This window comes from Ligaoa zhengdingensis, from assembly GCF_014384885.1.
In the GTDB taxonomy this organism is placed as follows: domain Bacteria; phylum Bacillota; class Clostridia; order Oscillospirales; family Ruminococcaceae; genus Ligaoa; species Ligaoa zhengdingensis.
In genome coordinates this window covers 127,158-143,858 of sequence record NZ_JACRST010000002.1, presented here as the reverse complement: position 1 = coordinate 143,858, position 16,701 = coordinate 127,158, and the positions used below count along the sequence as shown (strand labels likewise).

Annotated in this window: 9 protein-coding genes and 1 pseudogene; 5 read left to right on the top strand and 5 right to left on the bottom strand. The window is 57.3% G+C overall.

Features of this window, described 5'->3' with window-relative positions; all coding sequences use genetic code 11:
* Nucleotides 1-39: 39 nt before the first annotated feature.
* Nucleotides 40-888 (top strand): annotated as a pseudogene (locus H8711_RS02950) (nucleoside recognition domain-containing protein); the annotation flags it as partial.
* A gap of 133 nt (nucleotides 889-1,021) precedes the next feature.
* Nucleotides 1,022-2,641 (top strand): peptide chain release factor 3, encoded by a 1,620-nt coding sequence (locus H8711_RS02945; protein WP_249282046.1) that lies wholly within the window; start codon nucleotides 1,022-1,024, stop codon nucleotides 2,639-2,641.
* A gap of 48 nt (nucleotides 2,642-2,689) precedes the next feature.
* Here the strand turns inward: H8711_RS02945 and H8711_RS02940 are convergent, their stop codons facing one another.
* Together H8711_RS02940 and H8711_RS02935 are read right to left on the bottom strand one after the other, a co-directional pair.
* Nucleotides 2,690-4,492 (bottom strand): ABC-F family ATP-binding cassette domain-containing protein, encoded by a 1,803-nt coding sequence (locus H8711_RS02940; protein ID WP_249282045.1) that lies wholly within the window; start codon nucleotides 4,490-4,492, stop codon nucleotides 2,690-2,692.
* 36 nt (nucleotides 4,493-4,528) lie between these two features.
* Complete coding sequence (locus H8711_RS02935; protein ID WP_249282044.1) at nucleotides 4,529-6,037, bottom strand: DEAD/DEAH box helicase; 1,509 nt, start codon at nucleotides 6,035-6,037, stop codon at nucleotides 4,529-4,531.
* A 536-nt stretch (nucleotides 6,038-6,573) separates the two neighbouring features.
* Between H8711_RS02935 and H8711_RS02930 the strand changes: the two genes are divergently transcribed.
* Complete coding sequence (locus tag H8711_RS02930) at nucleotides 6,574-7,050, top strand: NfeD family protein (protein ID WP_249282043.1); 477 nt, start codon at nucleotides 6,574-6,576, stop codon at nucleotides 7,048-7,050.
* Between the two features lie 2 nt (nucleotides 7,051-7,052).
* Entirely contained in the window at nucleotides 7,053-8,006 is a 954-nt protein-coding gene (locus H8711_RS02925; protein ID WP_249282042.1) for an SPFH domain-containing protein, read from the top strand.
* Between the two features lie 56 nt (nucleotides 8,007-8,062).
* Here the strand turns inward: H8711_RS02925 and H8711_RS02920 are convergent, their stop codons facing one another.
* Genes H8711_RS02920 through H8711_RS02910 form a run of 3 tightly spaced genes read right to left on the bottom strand, consistent with a single transcriptional unit; the run spans nucleotide 8,063 to nucleotide 10,932 of the window.
* Complete coding sequence (locus H8711_RS02920) at nucleotides 8,063-8,728, bottom strand: DUF6320 domain-containing protein (protein WP_249282041.1); 666 nt, start codon at nucleotides 8,726-8,728, stop codon at nucleotides 8,063-8,065.
* Nucleotides 8,715-10,001 carry a hypothetical protein gene (locus tag H8711_RS02915; RefSeq protein ID WP_249282040.1) on the bottom strand — a complete coding sequence of 429 codons (1,287 nt, stop codon included), beginning with the start codon at nucleotides 9,999-10,001 and terminating at the stop codon, nucleotides 8,715-8,717. The genes H8711_RS02920 and H8711_RS02915 overlap by 14 nt, the downstream gene beginning before the upstream one ends.
* Nucleotides 9,970-10,932 (bottom strand): alpha/beta hydrolase, encoded by a 963-nt coding sequence (locus H8711_RS02910; protein ID WP_249282039.1) that lies wholly within the window; start codon nucleotides 10,930-10,932, stop codon nucleotides 9,970-9,972. Before H8711_RS02910 ends, H8711_RS02915 begins: the two co-directional genes overlap by 32 nt.
* Nucleotides 10,933-11,474: 542 nt before the next feature.
* Here H8711_RS02910 and H8711_RS02905 point away from each other — a divergent pair.
* Nucleotides 11,475-16,592, top strand: a complete 5,118-nt coding sequence (locus H8711_RS02905; RefSeq protein ID WP_249282038.1) for an InlB B-repeat-containing protein — start codon at nucleotides 11,475-11,477, stop codon at nucleotides 16,590-16,592.
* Nucleotides 16,593-16,701: the final 109 nt, after the last annotated feature.

Genomic DNA, 16,701 nt, shown 5'->3' with positions numbered 1-16,701 from the left:
CGATGGATGCCGCCGGGGTATCCCGCGCGGCGCCCATGCATGTGCATGGGGTTTGGATGCAACGCCGCGGGCATTGTGGGCGCGCGGATCATCGACTCGCCGCGGGAACGCCTGATCGCCATCATCACCAATAATTTCGTCCCCTGCAACGGGCGTTTCCCCACGCTCATTGCAATTATCACCATGTTTTTTGTGGGGACGGCGGGCGGGCCGGCCCAGTCGCTGCTCTCCACGCTGCTGCTCACCGCCGTCATCGTGCTCGGGGTGCTGATGACCTTCCTCATCTCCCGCCTGCTGTCCGCCACCATCCTCAAGGGGATGCCGTCCTCCTTCACGCTGGAGCTGCCGCCCTACCGCCGCCCACAGATCGGCAAAGTGATCGTCCGGTCGATCTTTGACAGGACGCTGTTTGTCCTCGGGCGCGCCGTGGCTGTGGCGGCCCCGGCTGGCCTGGTGATCTGGCTGATGGCGAACATCACAGTCGGGGATATGAGCCTGCTTGCGCATTGTGCCGGCTTTCTCGACCCGTTTGCGCGTTTGATCGGGCTGGACGGCGTGATCCTGATGGCGTTTATCCTGGGCTTTCCTGCGAATGAAATCGTGATGCCGATTGTAATTATGGCATACATGGCCACCGGCAGCATCCTGGAGCTCGATCTGATGTCCCTGCGGACGCTTCTGGTGGATAACGGCTGGACCTGGCTGACCGCTGTGTGCACCATGCTGTTTTCCCTGATGCACTGGCCCTGCTCCACCACCTGCCTCACGATAAAAAAGGAAACGCAGAGCCTCAAATGGACGGCAGTCTCCTTCCTGGTGCCCACTGTCACTGGCATTCTCATCTGTTTTGTCGTGGCCAATGTGGCGCGGCTGACCGGGCTTGCCTGAGCCGGGGGATTGTGAGATAAAAACCACCGGTATCCAGCGTGCCGGTGGTTTTTTACTGAAAAATTTGCCTCTTAACAATGGAATTTTCTTGCGCCTGAGCGGCAAAAATGATATGATATAGCTTTGGAATCGAATGCTACAGGTGGAGGAATTGAGCTTGGCTGAAATCAATCACGAAATCGAACGCAGAAGGACTTTTGCGATCATCTCGCACCCCGATGCGGGTAAAACCACATTGACCGAAAAATTTCTGCTTTACGGCGGCGCAATCGCGCTGGCAGGTTCGGTCAAGGGCAAAAAGACCGCCCGCCATGCGGTGTCCGACTGGATGGAAATTGAAAAGCAGAGGGGGATTTCGGTCACCTCTTCGGTGATGCAGTTCAACTACGAGGGGTTTTGCATTAATATTTTGGACACGCCGGGACATCAGGACTTCTCGGAGGACACCTACCGCACCCTGATGGCGGCGGACAGCGCGGTTATGGTGATCGATGCGTCCAAGGGCGTGGAGGCGCAGACCCGCAAACTGTTCAAGGTGTGTCTGCTGCGCGACATCCCCATCTTCACCTTTATCAATAAGATGGACCGCGAGGCCCGCGACCCGTTCGACCTGATGGAAGAGATCGAGAACGAGCTGGGAATCCGCACTTATCCCATCAACTGGCCGATCGGCTGCGGTAAGGAGTTCAAGGGCGTGTACGACCGGCACAAGCGGGAGATCATCAAATTTGAGGCGGGCGAGCTGGCCAACGGACAGCGCGCGGTGGCCAAGGAGGAGATCGAGCTGGGCGACCCCCGCCTGCACGACATGCTGGGCGAGCGGCTGAGCGCGCAGCTTTCCGACGACGTGGAGCTGCTCGACGGAGCGAGCTATGACTTCGACATGGAAGAGGTGCGCCACGGCAAGCTCTCGCCGGTATTTTTTGGCTCGGCGCTCACCAACTTCGGCGTGGAGCCGTTCCTCGAAAACTTTTTGCAGATGACCCCGCCGCCGTTGCCCCGCAAGTCCTCGGTGGGGGAAATCGACCCGTTCAACAAGGACTTTTCGGCCTTTGTGTTTAAAATCCAGGCGAATATGAACAAGGCGCACCGCGACCGCATCGCGTTCATGCGCATCTGTTCGGGCCGGTTTGATAAGAATATGGAGGTGCTGCATGTGCAGGGCGGCAAGACCATGCGCTTGTCCCAGCCGCAGCAGATCATGGCGCAGGACCGCGAAATCATCGACGAGGCCTACGCCGGGGATATCATCGGCGTGTTCGATCCGGGCATCTTCTCAATCGGGGATACGATCAGCGTGCCGAATAAAAAGTTTGAGTTCGAGGGCATCCCCACCTTTGCGCCGGAGCATTTCGCCCGGGTGCGGCAGAAGGACACGCTCAAGCGTAAGCAGTTCGTCAAGGGCGCGACCCAGATCGCCCAGGAGGGCGCGATCCAGATTTTCCAGGAGCCGGGCAAGGGCATGGAGGAAGTGATTGTCGGCGTGGTGGGTACCCTGCAATTCGATGTACTGGAGTACCGCCTGAAGAACGAATACAACGTGGATATCATTATGGACCGGCTGTCTTACCAGTACATCCGATGGATCGAAAACGAGGACATCGATCCCAAAAAGTTGAGCATCACTTCCGATACCAAGGTGGTGCAGGACTTCAGAGGCAATTTCCTGTTGCTGTTCACCGACAATTGGAACATCAACTGGGCGATTGAAAAGAACGAAGGGCTCCGGCTGGCGGAGTTCAGCAGGACATAAAACGACAAAAAAACCGCCGCATCTCTCATCTGAGATGCGGCGGTTTCATCATGCCTCGCCCTTTTCCTGCTCCGCGATGCGCTGTGCCAGATCGCTCAGGTAGACCCAGCGGTCCATCTGCTGCGCCAACTGCGCTTCCAGCTCCTCCTTTTGGGCCAGCAGGGCTTGCAGCCGCTCGAAGTCGCTCGCGGCTGCGGCGATCTCCCGCTCGGTACCGGCAATCCGTTTTTCCAGTTCCGCGATCAAGCCGTCGATCTGCTCGTACTCGCGCTGTTCCTTGAAGGTGAACTTGAGCTTGGTGCTTTTTCGCTTCCAAGTCTCTGAGGACGGCTTATCCGAAGCGGGCTTTTCGCTTTTCGCCTCCCGCCGCGGACGCTGCGCGAGGTAGTCGGTGTAGCCGCCCATGGTGCCGAGGATGTCGCCGTCCGGCTCGAAGGAAAAGATGCGGCCGGCCACCTTGTCCAGGAAATAGCGGTCGTGCGACACCACCACCACGGCGCCTGAAAATCGCTCGAGATAATCCTCCAAAATGGTGAGCGTCTGGATGTCCAGGTCGTTGGTCGGTTCATCCAGCAGCAGCACATTGGGGGCCTGCATCAGGATGCCGAGCAGGAACAGGCGGCGCCGCTCTCCGCCGGAAAGTCGGCCGATGGTGGTATATTGAAGATTGCCGTCGAACAAAAATTTTTCCATCATCTGCGCCGCGGTGAGGGTTCCCTCCGGGGTCTCCACCTCGGTGCAGATGTTTTTGATGTAATCGATCGGGCGCTGGGCGGGGTCCAATTCCTCGCATTCCTGCGAGAAATATCCAATCCGAACGGTCTCTCCGTGGACCACGCTGCCGCTGTCGGGCGCCAGGCGGCCGCCGATCATCCGCAGCAGGGTGGATTTGCCGCACCCGTTTGGACCGATGATGCCCACTCGGTCGTCGCGCAGCAGGTTGTAGGAGAAATGGTCGATCAGGGTGCGTCCCCCGTAGGCCTTGCTCACATCGCGGATTTCCACGATCTGCTTGCCCAGCCGGGAGGAAAGCGCGCTGATCTCCATTTTGTCCTCTGTAAAATCCACCTTTTGCGCCGAGAGTTCCGCAAAGCGGTTGACGCGGAACTGCTGTTTGGTGCTGCGAGCCCGCGCCCCGCGTTGAATCCAGGCCAATTCCTTGCGCAGCAGCGCCTGGCGCTTGCGCTCGCTGGCGGCGGCCATCTCCTCGCGTTCCGCTTTGCGCTCGAGATACTTGGAATAGTTGGCCCCCTCGTAGCGGTAGAGGCGGCCGCCCTGCAGCTCTAAAATGGTGTTGGTCACCCGGTCAAGAAAATAGCGGTCGTGGGTGACCATCAGTAGCGCGCCGCTGTAGCGCGCGAGATACCCCTCCAGCCATTCCACCATCTCGTTGTCGATGTGGTTGGTCGGCTCGTCGAGGATGAGCAGCTCCACGGGCGACACCAGCACGCTGGCGAGCGCTACCCTGCGCTTCTGCCCGCCGGATAGTTGTGAGACCGGCTGCTCAAAATCGGTGATGCCCAGCCGGGTGAGGATCGCACGGCATTCGTACTCCTTGCTGTCCCTCTGCTGCCCGTCCACGCCGGTGAGCGCCTGCTCCAGCACGGTGCGCTCCCCATCGAAGATGGGATTTTGCGGCAGGTAGCCCACGCGCACCCCGCCCGCTTTGGCAATGCTGCCGCTGTCGGGCGGCTCCACCCCGGCGAGTACCCGCAGCAGGGTGGTTTTTCCAGTTCCGTTGATGCCGATGAGTCCGAGCTTGTCTCCTTCCCCGATGCTCAACGACACGTCGCGCAGCAGCTCCTTTTCGGTGTAACTTTTCGACAGTTTTTCTGCATTTAACAGTAGCATGATGTTCTCCCCAACAGTTGGCGTTCCGCCCGCAGGTCAGCGGCCACGGCTTGGACGGCCGGATTTGAGCGGGCTCATGAAGTAGGCGTTGCGGGTGACCGGCTCGTCGGCCGGGTTGACCTTTGGCTCGGGCGGGCGTCTGCGCCGTGCAGACGGACGGCCCCGATCGGACTTTTTGGAAGACTGGGGCGCAGCGGAGGCCGGCTTGGCGGGTTCAGCAGCAGGCACGGTTGCCTCGCCCTTTTTCTTATTCTGTTTTTGCCGTTTAGGCGGATTTGGTGCGTCTTCCGCTTCGTTGTCGGTAGCCTTTTGCTTTTTCGGCTGTCTGCGCGATGGCACTCGGTCTGGCGCCGCTACAGCGCTTTTCGCCGCTGGGGCGGACAGAGACGGTTCCGGAGTGGGCGCGCTGCCCAGCGGATAGGGGTGTCCCTCCACCACTGGGATGTCCCGCTTGGTCAGCTTGCGGATATCAGCGAGGTATGCTTTTTCCTCCTCGTCGCAAAACGAGATGGCGACGCCGGAGAGCCCCGCGCGCCCGGTGCGCCCGATGCGGTGCACATAGGTCTCGGGGATGTTGGGCAGGTCGAAATTGATGACGTGGGAGAGCTCCACGATGTCGATGCCGCGCGCGGCGATGTCGGTGGCCACCAGCACGCGCACCGAACCGTCCTTAAAGCTGGAGAGCGCCCGCTGGCGCGCCCCCTGCGATTTGTCCCCGTGGATGGCGGCGGCTTTGATGCCCGCGCGGGTGAGCTCCCGCGTCACACGGTCGGCCCCGTGTTTGGTGCGGGTGAACACCAACGCGGAGACGATCTCCGGATTGCCGAGCAGGTGGATGAGCAGCTTGCGCTTGTTAGCCTTGTCCACAAAGTAGACGCTCTGTTCTATAGAATCCACGGTGGAGGAGACCGGGGCCACTGCGATTTTTGCCGGATTCACCAGCACCGTGCGCGCGATCTCAGCAATCTCCTTCGGCATGGTGGCGGAAAACAGCAGGGTCTGCTTTTTGTCGGGGAGCTGGCGGATCACCCGCCGCACGTCGTGGATGAAGCCCATGTCGAGCATCCGGTCGGCCTCGTCGAGCACAAAGATTTCCAGGTGGTCGAGACGGATCAGCCCCTGGCCGATCAGATCGTTGAGCCGTCCGGGGGTCGCCACGAGGACATCCACCCCGCGCCGGAGCTCCTGCTCCTGCGGCTTTTGTGAGACGCCGCCGAAGATGACGCAGCAGCGCAGCGGCAGGAATTGGCCGTAGGCCGTAAAGCTCTCCTGGATTTGCAGCGCCAGCTCGCGGGTGGGGGTGAGCACCAGCGCCCGGATGCACCGGGGCGTGCCCTGCGGCAGCGGATGGGCGCGCAGGTTTTGCAGGATCGGCACCGCAAAGGCGGCGGTCTTGCCGGTGCCGGTCTGGGCGCAGCCCAGCACATCGCGGCCCGCGAGTACCGGCGGGATCGCCTGTTCCTGGATGGGGGTCGGCTGCTGGTAGCCCTGAAGCTCCAGCGCCTTCAAAATGGGGGGAATGACGCCTAATTCTCGAAATCTCATAGAACTCCTTTGTGATATCAAGGCCCGCCATACCGCCAAGGTCGCCCACAGCGGAGGGAGAGCCGGTATTTATGTTGAGAAAGACCTTATTTTTACGTTTTTACCACAAAAAATTGGTTTACAGAAATTGCTGCGGGGTATATGATAAATTTATCATAACCGTGCACAGCACCCATAAAAAACAAAATCTGGCATATAAATTTAGTATACCATATTTTTCATCGATTACAAAGCGTTCCATCCCCAGCGGCAAAAAGAACAGGCTCTATTTTGTCCGGGTGGCCGCAGCGCACGCGGGGCGGACGCCGGGCTCGCGCGGATGATACCCGGCGAGTAGGTTTCACCAGAAGTGCGCAAAATCGAAGAAAAAGGGGGAATTTCGCCATTTTTCCGGGTTGTATCTGGGGGTGGAAAATGCTATAATTTTGACAAGCAGAAAAGTGACAACCTATTACAAAATATAGATTGTCAATCTGCCCCGGGAGTAAGATGTACATCCAAACTGAATTTTTCTTGAGTAAAGGAGGCGCACAAAAATGCTGAGGATTCCAGCGCAGGATCTTTATCCAATATTTTGGCTGATCCTGGGAATCATACTGGCGATTATCGAGGCGGCAACCGTCCAGCTGGTGGCCATCTGGTTTTCGCTGGGCGCGGTGGCGGCCATCATCCCCGCGTTGATGGGCGCGCCCATCTGGGTGCAGTTCCTGGTATTTGTGGCGGTATCCGCCGCTTCGATGCTGTGCACCCGCCCATTTGTCAAGCGCTGTTTGCGTGTCAAACAGGAACGGACCAATGCGGATCGCGTGATCGGCCAGACCGGCATCGTGGTGCAGCAGATCGACAACGACAGGGCACAGGGCCGCGTCGCGGTCATGGGGCTGGATTGGTCGGCGCGCACCCAAAACGGCGAAGTCCTGGCCGAGGGCGCCCGTGTAACGGTATTGGAGATCGACGGCGTGAAGCTGATCGTGAAACAACAAGAGACAACACAACCGAGTGAGGAGGAGTAAACATGGGAGTATTTGAAGTATTTGGCGGGTTTATTATTCTGGTGGTGGTGCTGATCATTTTGATCGCCCTGGTTTCCTGCATCAAGATCGTGCCTCAGGCCACCGTCTATGTTGTGGAGCGCCTGGGCGCCTACCATGCGACCTGGCAGACCGGCATCCATTTTAAAACGCCGTTTTTTGACCGCGTCGCCAAGAAGGTTTCGCTCAAGGAGCAGGTGGTGGACTTTGCGCCGCAGCCGGTGATCACCAAGGACAACGTCACCATGCAGATCGATACGGTGGTGTTTTTCCAGATCACCGACGCCAAGCTCTACACCTACGGTGTGGAGCGGCCGATGTCCGCGATTGAGAACCTGTCGGCCACCACGCTGCGCAACATCATCGGCGAGATGGAGCTGGACAGTACCCTCACCTCGCGCGATGTCATCAACACCAAGATCACCGCGACGCTCGATACGGCCACCGATAAGTGGGGCATCAAGGTCAACCGCGTCGAGCTCAAGAACATCCTGCCCCCGCGCGAGATCCAGGATGCGATGGAGAAACAGATGAAGGCGGAGCGCGAACGCCGCGAATCGATTCTGCAGGCCGAGGGCAAAAAGCACAGCCAGATCCTGGTCGCTGAGGGTGAGAAGGAATCTGCAATCCTCCGCGCGGAGGCGGAGAAGCAGTCGGCCATCCTGCGCGCTGAGGGCGTGAAGGAACAGAAGATCCGCGAAGCGCAGGGCGAGGCGGAGGCCATCCGCATGGTGCAGGAGGCGTTCGCCGAGTCTCTGAAGATGCTCAACCAGGCTGCTCCCACCCAGCAGGTGCTGGCGATCAAGGGCCTGGAGGCGCTTGCCAAGGTGGCCGACGGCAAGTCGACCAAGATTATCATCCCCAGCGAGCTGCAATCGCTGGCGGGTATGGTCACCTCGATCAAGGAGATCGCCACCGACGACGCGCCGAAGGCGTAAAATTGCTCAAATGGAAGGGGCCGCAATCAGACGATTGCGGCCCCTTTTTTGCAGTTTCACAGATGCAGCCGGCGCAGCAGCTCCGCGCGCATCGCCTTGCCCTCAAAGATGAACAGCGCCGAAAGGGAGAGCAGGCTCGCCCCCACGCAGATGGCGGAGGGATAGATCACGTGCACTGCTCCGGTGAGGATCAATACGAGCGGCAGAATACCCAAAAAGCTGTCGAGCACCAGGTAGATGATGTAATCGCCGATGCGCAGCTTGCGGATGCGCGCGATCGTTCCCATCGCAGCCATGGCACAGGTGCAGAGGATGGGGATGACATAATCGATCGACCAGCCGTGAAAGCCGGTAAACCAGTCCCACACCACTGCGAGCACAGAGATCAGCGTCACCTGCCACAGAATGGTTTTGGGAAGGTTGCCGCGCTTTTTCATGAGCAGGGCGAAGGAGAGCCACAGGCTGGCGATGCCCGCCAGCACGAACAGCGACCACCACCCGCCGGAGGGCAGGCAGAGGTTGATGGTGACGCAGACGACCGCCACCGCCGCTGTGACGAATTGAATCAGATGGATCAGCCTGCGGTGGGGATGTGCGGCGGGCGGCACGGTGGGAAACACCGCGGCGTCCGGCTCTGGAACGCCCGTGAGATCCCCCTGGCAGAGCGGACAGCGGCGCGGCGCGCCGGTCACCGATAGTTTACATTTTTTACAGTACAGCATCGGAATCCCCCCGTTCGTCGTCCATTGGATTGGCGGAAAGCTCCACCTCGACGCCCATCCCCGTGAGGGTGCGGAAGAAGCAGCGCTGGATGTCCGCGCTGAGAAACGGCGCGGTAAAGCTGACGACAAACCGGTCCCCGAACGAGCAGGTGCAGGCTTGCAACCGCTTGGTGCTGGTGAACACGTCGAACAGCCGAATGTAGCGCTCGATTTCGGGCGGCATGGCGATCCTGCCGACATTGGAAAACGCGGCGGTGATCTCCTGCTCCGAGACCCAGTTGGCCAGCTTTAAACACGGGTCCTTGAGCGCCAGGGGGATCAGCTTGGTGGGGATATTGTGCTCGAGCGCCGAAAGCTGGTTCATCTTTTCGTACAAGCGCTGCGGGGTGAGCTGACGATGAAACTCCCCGATGACCTCCGCCAAAACCGCATCCAGCGAGCTGTCGGCCCCTTGAAAACGATACCCCACGTTGATGACGCCGAAAAAGTTGCGGGCGGATTCCGAGGGGAAGTAGTTGCGCAGGTTGACCGGCACGGTGATAACCACCGGCCGCGCGGATTCCCGCACCGACATGCCGCTGTGGATCGACTGGATGAGCACCGCGACCAGGAACTCGGTGATGGTCGCGCTGTGCGAGCGGGAGAGGCTGAGCAGCTGCTGAACCGACATCGTCCCCTCCAGGACGCCGATACGGTTTTCCTCATATCGCTCGCCGCGCAGCCGGTAGGCTCGCGGCGCCTTCGGCTCGCGCCCACCCTTCTGCTTGGAGTAGTATTTTAAGAAGCTGTCGTCGGTCTTTTGTACCTCGGATGCGTCGTAATTGAGGGTGATATCCTCCGGCAGCTCGTGGGGATGCTGTTCCAACAGATAATAGAGAACCAGAGTGCGCAAAAAGTGAAGCGCTCCGGTGCCGTCCGACAGGGCGTGGTAAACCTCAAGGTTGATCCGCCTGCCGAAATAGGTCACTTCAAAGAGAAGATTTTTGCTGTCGCCGTTGTAAATTGGGCGACAGAGCGGCTGCGATTCCTCTGCGACGCGCGGATGCAGCCGGCTTTCCTCAAAATAGTACCAGAACAGCCCCTTTTTGATGATAGAACGGTAAAGGGGGAACTGGTCGATGGTGCGGTCGAGCGCTGTTTGCAGCGTTTTGGGTTCCACCGCCTCGGTCAGCTCGCAGCAGAAGCGAAACACCTTGGTGTCGCGGCTGGTGCTGGTGGGGGGAAATATTTTTGCGGCATTGTCAAGTTTGCTCCACTGGCGGGAGTATTTCATCGGGGGTCACCTCGTCTAAGAAACGGTTGATGATGTCATAGGTGTGTTTGACCTGTGCAAAGCGGGGTGGCAGGGATAAAAAGCCGTGCAGCGCGTCTCTGATGCGGTGGACCTCCACCGCATTGCCCGCTTCCAGCAGCTTGAGGCCGTAGGCTTCGCCTTCGTCGCGCAGCGGGCAGTATTCCGCCGTGATAATCAGGGTGCGGGGCTGACGGCTGAAATCCTGCGCGAGCAGCGGCGCAAAATAAGGGCTTTGCAGATCCTCCTCTGTGTTGCGGTAGAGCTCCATGAAGTCGTTCACCCGTTTGGAGGTGAGCAGATAATCCGCGCCGTTCTCCCGCACTGATGGAAAGGGGGAGTTCTCGCTGTGGTCGTTGTAGGTGGCGGGATAGATTAAAATTTGGCGGGCGGGCAGAAATTCGCCCCGGTCCCGCGCGAGCAGCGATACGGCTGCCGCGAGGTTGCCGCCGGCGCTGTCTCCGATCAGGGTGATCTCCTCCGGCCGGGTGCCCAACAGCGCGCCGTCCAGAAAGATTTCGCGCGTCACCGCATAACAGTCCTCCAACCCCGCAGGGAACCGATGCTCGGGCGCGAGCCGGTAATCCACCGAGACCACCACGTGGTTGGTCAGCCGCGCCATGTCGGTGCAGACCTTGTCGTAGCTGTCGATGTTGCCGGTGACCCATCCGCCGCCGTGGAAAAACAGCAGCACCGGGTGCAGCAGCCCGTCGGGCAGCGAGAAGATGCGCACCGGAACCTCATGGTCGCCGCAGGTGACACGGTGGTCCCAGGTTTTATAAAACGGGGATTTGACCAGCCGTTTGGAGGTCAAGCTGACCACTTGCCGTTCCATCTTATAGGTCTTTTTGACATCCAGGTCGGGATAGGACAGCGCCTTGAGCGCGGCCCGCATCGCTTTGTTGATCGCCATCAGCCAGATCACTCCAATCCTGCCCCATGCATCGGGTTGGCAAGGGGCAACTGCAAACAGTATACCACGTTTCTATTGGAATTGCGAATGGGTTTGCCGGCGGCTGAGACTATATAATACTATATTATGGTGTGCGATGAGAAATACAAGGTTCAGTAGATGCATGAAATTTTTGCGCATATGGATTAGGATACCCCATGCGCTTTATTTTAAGGATATAAAAAAAGCGCGGTGGCAAACCGCGCTTAAAAGGGAGAGAAAAAGGAAAAGGAGAAATTCTATCCTGTCTGGGATGTTTTTAGTATACCCGGGAATTATGAGCTGAAGTTGAAGAGATTTGCAAGATTTTGAAACAAAAGCGTAAAGAAACTGCGAACAACAACCAAAAAATGGATGGCATGAAAATTTTATTCATAGACAATTTCCACATATTTGTCGAATCCTATTGAAATTTGTCCCAGATTTCGGTACAATAAAAATAGCAAAATTTATGCCATTTTTACAAAACCCCCTATTTTAAGAGAGAAATCGGAGGAAGAGCCATGTTGAAACGAATGATATCGCTACTATGTGCAGCGGCATTGGTGTTTACAAGCACCGGCGTGGTCGTTTTGGCCGATGAGGCGCTGGATGCACCGATCCAGATCATCGAGGAAGAATTACAACAGCCGGAGGAATCCCCGGCCCTGACGGAGGCAGCTCCCGGGCAGCAGCCCGCCTCCGAGCCGGAAGGGCAGGGGGCCGAGGCGGAACAGCCGAAGCTGTTGGTCAATACAGGAGAGGTAAAACAGTACGATATACCAGACTTAACCTTTGAATTTGAATTGGAGCCGGGAGAGCAAGATAAAACCGTATTCTCCTCAGGCGATTATTTCGATGTTTATTTGAATTTGGCCGACTGGGGATGCTTGGAAGAGCTCAAAGGTATTTCAGACGAAGATCGCTTTTTCCTAGATGAAGGAGAGGACGGAAAATTTTGTAACAGCTATGGCCTGAGCACTTTTGACATAAGGGTCGGCTATAGTGGGATTAGCCTTTCCAATCCGGAAATTGAGATTGATAAGAACTTGCTTGTGCCGATAAAAATTGATACCGACACCATGACAAGCCTTTTTTCCTATGATGGTTATACCGAAAACCCAGCACAAGGATTATTCCTTTTGGGAAATAAAGAAGAGCGTGTCAGCGGAATCGGAAAACTGTTGCACCTCTATAAGATACATCCGTTGGATACCAAAGCCACAAACGACAGATTGATTAAGTTGGGCGTTTTTGTGAACGAAGATGTGCAAGCGGAGACAACAGCAGAGTTTTATTTGGATGGAGCCTCCACTTTTCTGGCTACAATCGGTAAAGTGGCCGATGATAAAAATAATGATGCAGCCAGGGTCACTTATAATACCCCAAGTTTGTCAGTGAAAATCGACACCATCGCCCCGCGCGTGGAACTGAAAGGCGACGCGGTCGTCATCACCGATGCGTTTCTGGATGAGGCGGCGGGTGTCGTCGTCAACGGCGAGGTTGTAAAACCCTCCGTATTGGACGAGAAGCTGAACAAATACCAGGTGGAACTGCCGGAAGGCAGCGACAGCTACCAGGTGTCTGTCACCGACCTCGCGGGCAACAAGACGGAAAAGACCTTCTATCCCGCTGCGCTCAGCGGTGCAACGGGCAATGGCTATGTCGAAGCAGGACAGGACTACCGGTTCACCCTGAACATGGAGGATGGCGACGAGCTGCTGAACCTGTCCGTCAAAGTGGGCGGCGTTTCGCTCAGCGAAGGCGAGGGCTATACGCAGGATGGAAACACCTACACCATCCCGGCGGCCAGGATCAACGGCAAAATTGAAGTGACCGCCAACTATCAAAAGCAGCCGCACAGCATTTCGGTTGTGCAGCCCGCCAATGGCGCGATCACAACAGAACCCGTAAATGAGGTGAAAGACGGCGAAAGCGTCGCGTACACGATCACCGCGAACGAGGGCTATTACATCGCCAGCTACACCGTCAACGGCAATTTCAAGCCCAATTCCGACCAGGGCATCGACAAAATAGAAGATGCCATCACCGATGTGCACGGGGATATCACAATATCGGCGGAGATGAAGAAGCGGACCTTCACGGTGACGCTGAAAGCTCCTGAAAATGCGGTGGTAGACGGAAGTCTTATGCAGACTGTAGAATACGGCGAAGATGCTGTGTTCACCATAACTCCAAACGAGGGCTATGAGTTTGACAGCGCGACCGGAGGAATTTACAACAAGGCAACCCATACGCTCACCGTTTCAGCTGTTAAAGAAGACAAAGAAATTTCCATCGGCTTTAAGCTGAAACAGTTCACCGTGACGCTGAGCCAGCCGGACAACGCCACGGTGCAGGGCGAGCTGACAAAAACAGTGAGCTACGGCGAGGCTGTGGAATATATCGTCACCCCGGACGAAGGCTATGAGTTCGATTCGGCCTCGGGTGGTGGATACGATGCGGCCACTCATACCTTTAGGGTGGCCGGTGTGAAGGCGGATCAATCCGTCAGCATCCGGTTTAAGCTCAAAGAATATGTCATCACCATTCCGGAGGCGACCGGGGCGAAGATCGCGGTTAAAACCGCGGACGGACAGCCGGTTGCGAACGGGGATCGCGTGAAGCATGGTTCCAGCATTCAGGCAGAGGTGGAGGCTGAGGTCGGCTATACCATTGAGAAGGTAATCGGTTTTATGCCCATAGATGCGCAGAATCAGCTCAAGCAGTCCGGCACGGCGGCGGTGAAGAGCGATCTCACCATCTCCGCGGCGATGGCGGCAAAACAATATGCTGTGAGTGCGACGATCAAAGATGGGGCGGACAAGGGCGCGGTCGCTGCGGATAAGAAAACCGCGGCGATCACCGATACCGTGACCTTCACCATCACCCCCAAAGCGGGCAAAGAGGTGTTGAGCTTCTCGGTCAACGGCGAGTTGTTCTCAGTGCCCAGAGAAGGCGGCGAGGTCGCTTACAAGCTGTCCGAGCATGTCAAAGAGCACCAGGTCACCGGCGTCGAGGGCGTGGCGAGCTTCGGCAACAAGAGCTACGATATCGCAATCTCCAAGACAGGAAACGGCGTTGTGAGCGACACTCCGGACGGTACCGGCGACATTTCTTCCATCCGCGTGGAGGACGGCGCTGACAAGACTGTCTATATCAAAGCGGCGGAGGGCAGCTATATCGCAAGCTATACGGTGAACGGCAAAAAGACAACCCTGGTAGGTCAGGAAACCGCGGCGATAGAGGTGCCGTTCAAAAGTGTCACCAGCAATCAGGAGCTTTCGGCTGAGTTTGGGATCAAATCCTACCGGGTGAAGGTGGACGCGGTTGGCGGAAGCATCACCGGCGAGGCGGAGCGCACCGTCAACCACGGCGGCAGCGTTTCGCTTGTCGTCAAGCCCAACGAAGGCTATGAATTTGCCAGCGTTGCAGGAGAGGGCAAGTACGACCCTGCAACAAACCGTTTGACGATCGATTCGGTCACAGGCGACCTGGACATCACGGTGAATTTCAAGATAAAGACCTTCACGGTTGCACTGGGGCAGATCACCAACGGCACGCTTGGGGAGGGACAAGCGAATACCCTCACTGTGGATTACGGCGGAAAAGCGGAATTTACGGTGCTTCCCAACGAGGGCTACGAGCTGGACCGCCTGTCCGCCGGCGCATCATACGATGCTGAGACGAACAAGCTGACCGTTTCCGATGTTAAGAAGGATTACACGATCGATATCAGCTTCAAAGTGATGACCTTTACCGTCACAACAGGCAGGCCACAGCACGGCACGATCACCCTGAGCAGCTCCAGGGTGGATTACAATGGCAGCGCATCCGCACAGATTCGGGCCGCGGAAGGGTACTACATCGCAAGCTATACGGTGAACGGCAAAACAACAGAAAACAACGATCAGTCGCTGACCGAATATCAGGTGGAACTGTCCAACATCCGGGAGAACCAGCGGATCGACGCCACCTTTGCCATCAAGAGCTTTGTGATTTCGGCCGAGGTTGGGGAGAACGGCGCGGTCACCATTCGGCCGGAGGAGGTTTCCTACGGCGGCAGCGCCGAGGTGGAAATCACCGCGAATGAGGGCTATTATATCGCCAGCTACACCGATGTCAACGGGCAGACTGTGGAAAATACCGACCAGAACCTGACACAGGTGACGCTGCGGTTCCGCAATGTCAAGGAGAACAAGTCGGTGGAGGCGGCCTTCGCCATCAAGCGGTACACGGTCCGTGTCACAGCGGTCAATGGCACAATCGATGGGGAAGCGGCTGTGGTGGCCAATCACGGGGATGAAGTACAGTTCCAAGTGCGCGCAAATACCGGCTATGTGTTCTCGCAGGAGCTTACGGGTGCCGCCTATGACGCGGAAACTGGCATCCTGACGGTGCAGCCGGTGACAGCGGACCGGAGGATCACTTTGACGTTCACCCCGGCGGCGGTGGAACTCCCGACAGAGGAGATGGAGACCCTGCCGGAGCTTATCGATTACGAAGAGTATTCGACCGCCGATTTGACCGCATCCGCGGGCAAGCGCCTCACCGGGACGCAGTTGCTTGAGATGCTGCAAGCGGTGCAGGAAAATGAGACGGCTGCACATCTGGTGTTCCTGACCGATTCCGGCATGGTGATCGGCGTGCCTGTACAGATATTGGAGAAGCTGGCGACAGCTGAGGATCTCGACAACCTGGCAAAATTCATCAGCGGAATGAATCAGAAGGACGCTTTCGCATTCGGCCTGTTGGAGGAGCGCGAGAACAACCTTGGAAAGGGTCGCTTGGATGAGAGCAATGCGCGGTCGATCACCTTCAATCTGAACGAGACCATCCCGTTTGGTTATGGAATTGATTTCATCATCCCCGCGAAGGCTGAGGTGCTTGAAGATCATCCCCTGTATGTCTACCGCTCCGCAGGTTCCGGCCTGACGCTCAAACAGAACGGGGAAGCGGAGTATTCTGGAGAAAACGGGTTCCTGCTGTTGACCGAAGTTGAGAACAGCGCAGTGTATGTCGTCAGCACCTACCAGATCAAATCTGGGTCCAGCCATTCGTCCGGTTCCGGTTCGAGTTCATCGGTCAGCGCAAGCGAATATTGGGCCAGCATCAAAGATCGCGCGGAGTCCGCTGCACCGGGTGCGACCATCCTGATCCGGATGCAGGGCGAGGATGTGATCCCTGCCGATGTGATTGCCGCATTTGCCGGAAAGGATGTCACATTGGAGTTTGAGAGAGGCAATGATTCGTTTGCGGTCAACGGTAAACAGCTCGAAAAACCGGAACAGAATCGAATTTACTACCGTTTCCTGGATCTGAAGGAAAGGTATGCCGGTGTTTCTCCAGTTCAGTCTTCGGGCGCTGCATCTGCAAACCCTGAAACCGGCGGTCTCGTGACGGTTTCGATTCCCCAGGGAGCAGTCAATGATATCGTACCTTCTGACCTGTATGTAGACGAGAGCGGAATGCTTTCGGATACCGAGTCGGGCACGGTGCTCTTTACCCCGGAACAGGCTCAATTGGAGATGTCTGAGAAGACCGGCGTTCCTTTTGCAGCAATTCTGGCGGCGGTGGTCGCACTGGTGGCCGGCGGAACAATCTTCTACGTTATGAAAAGACAATCGACCTCCCGCAAATAAGTAAAGCAGGGGCGTGGTGATTGGGAAGCTCCGCCAGCGATATCATTCGCTGGCGGGCGCCTCCCTTTGGAATTGTTGTGATTCTGTCACAAAGTTCCAGGGGGCGTCC

What these genes read in the sequence shown, in the direction of transcription:
- H8711_RS02935 (WP_249282044.1), bottom strand. Translation starts at nt 6,037, where the DNA reads ATGAGATTTCGAGAATTAGGCGTCATTCCCCCCATTTTGAAGGCGCTG.
- H8711_RS02910 (WP_249282039.1), bottom strand. Translation starts at nt 10,932, where the DNA reads ATGGCGATCAACAAAGCGATGCGGGCCGCGCTCAAGGCGCTGTCCTAT.
- H8711_RS02945 (WP_249282046.1), top strand. Translation starts at nt 1,022, where the DNA reads ATGCTACAGGTGGAGGAATTGAGCTTGGCTGAAATCAATCACGAAATC.
- H8711_RS02930 (WP_249282043.1), top strand. Translation starts at nt 6,574, where the DNA reads ATGCTGAGGATTCCAGCGCAGGATCTTTATCCAATATTTTGGCTGATC.
- H8711_RS02925 (WP_249282042.1), top strand. Translation starts at nt 7,053, where the DNA reads ATGGGAGTATTTGAAGTATTTGGCGGGTTTATTATTCTGGTGGTGGTG.
- H8711_RS02905 (WP_249282038.1), top strand. Translation starts at nt 11,475, where the DNA reads ATGTTGAAACGAATGATATCGCTACTATGTGCAGCGGCATTGGTGTTT.
- H8711_RS02920 (WP_249282041.1), bottom strand. Translation starts at nt 8,728, where the DNA reads ATGCTGTACTGTAAAAAATGTAAACTATCGGTGACCGGCGCGCCGCGC.
- H8711_RS02915 (WP_249282040.1), bottom strand. Translation starts at nt 10,001, where the DNA reads ATGAAATACTCCCGCCAGTGGAGCAAACTTGACAATGCCGCAAAAATA.
- H8711_RS02940 (WP_249282045.1), bottom strand. Translation starts at nt 4,492, where the DNA reads ATGCTACTGTTAAATGCAGAAAAACTGTCGAAAAGTTACACCGAAAAG.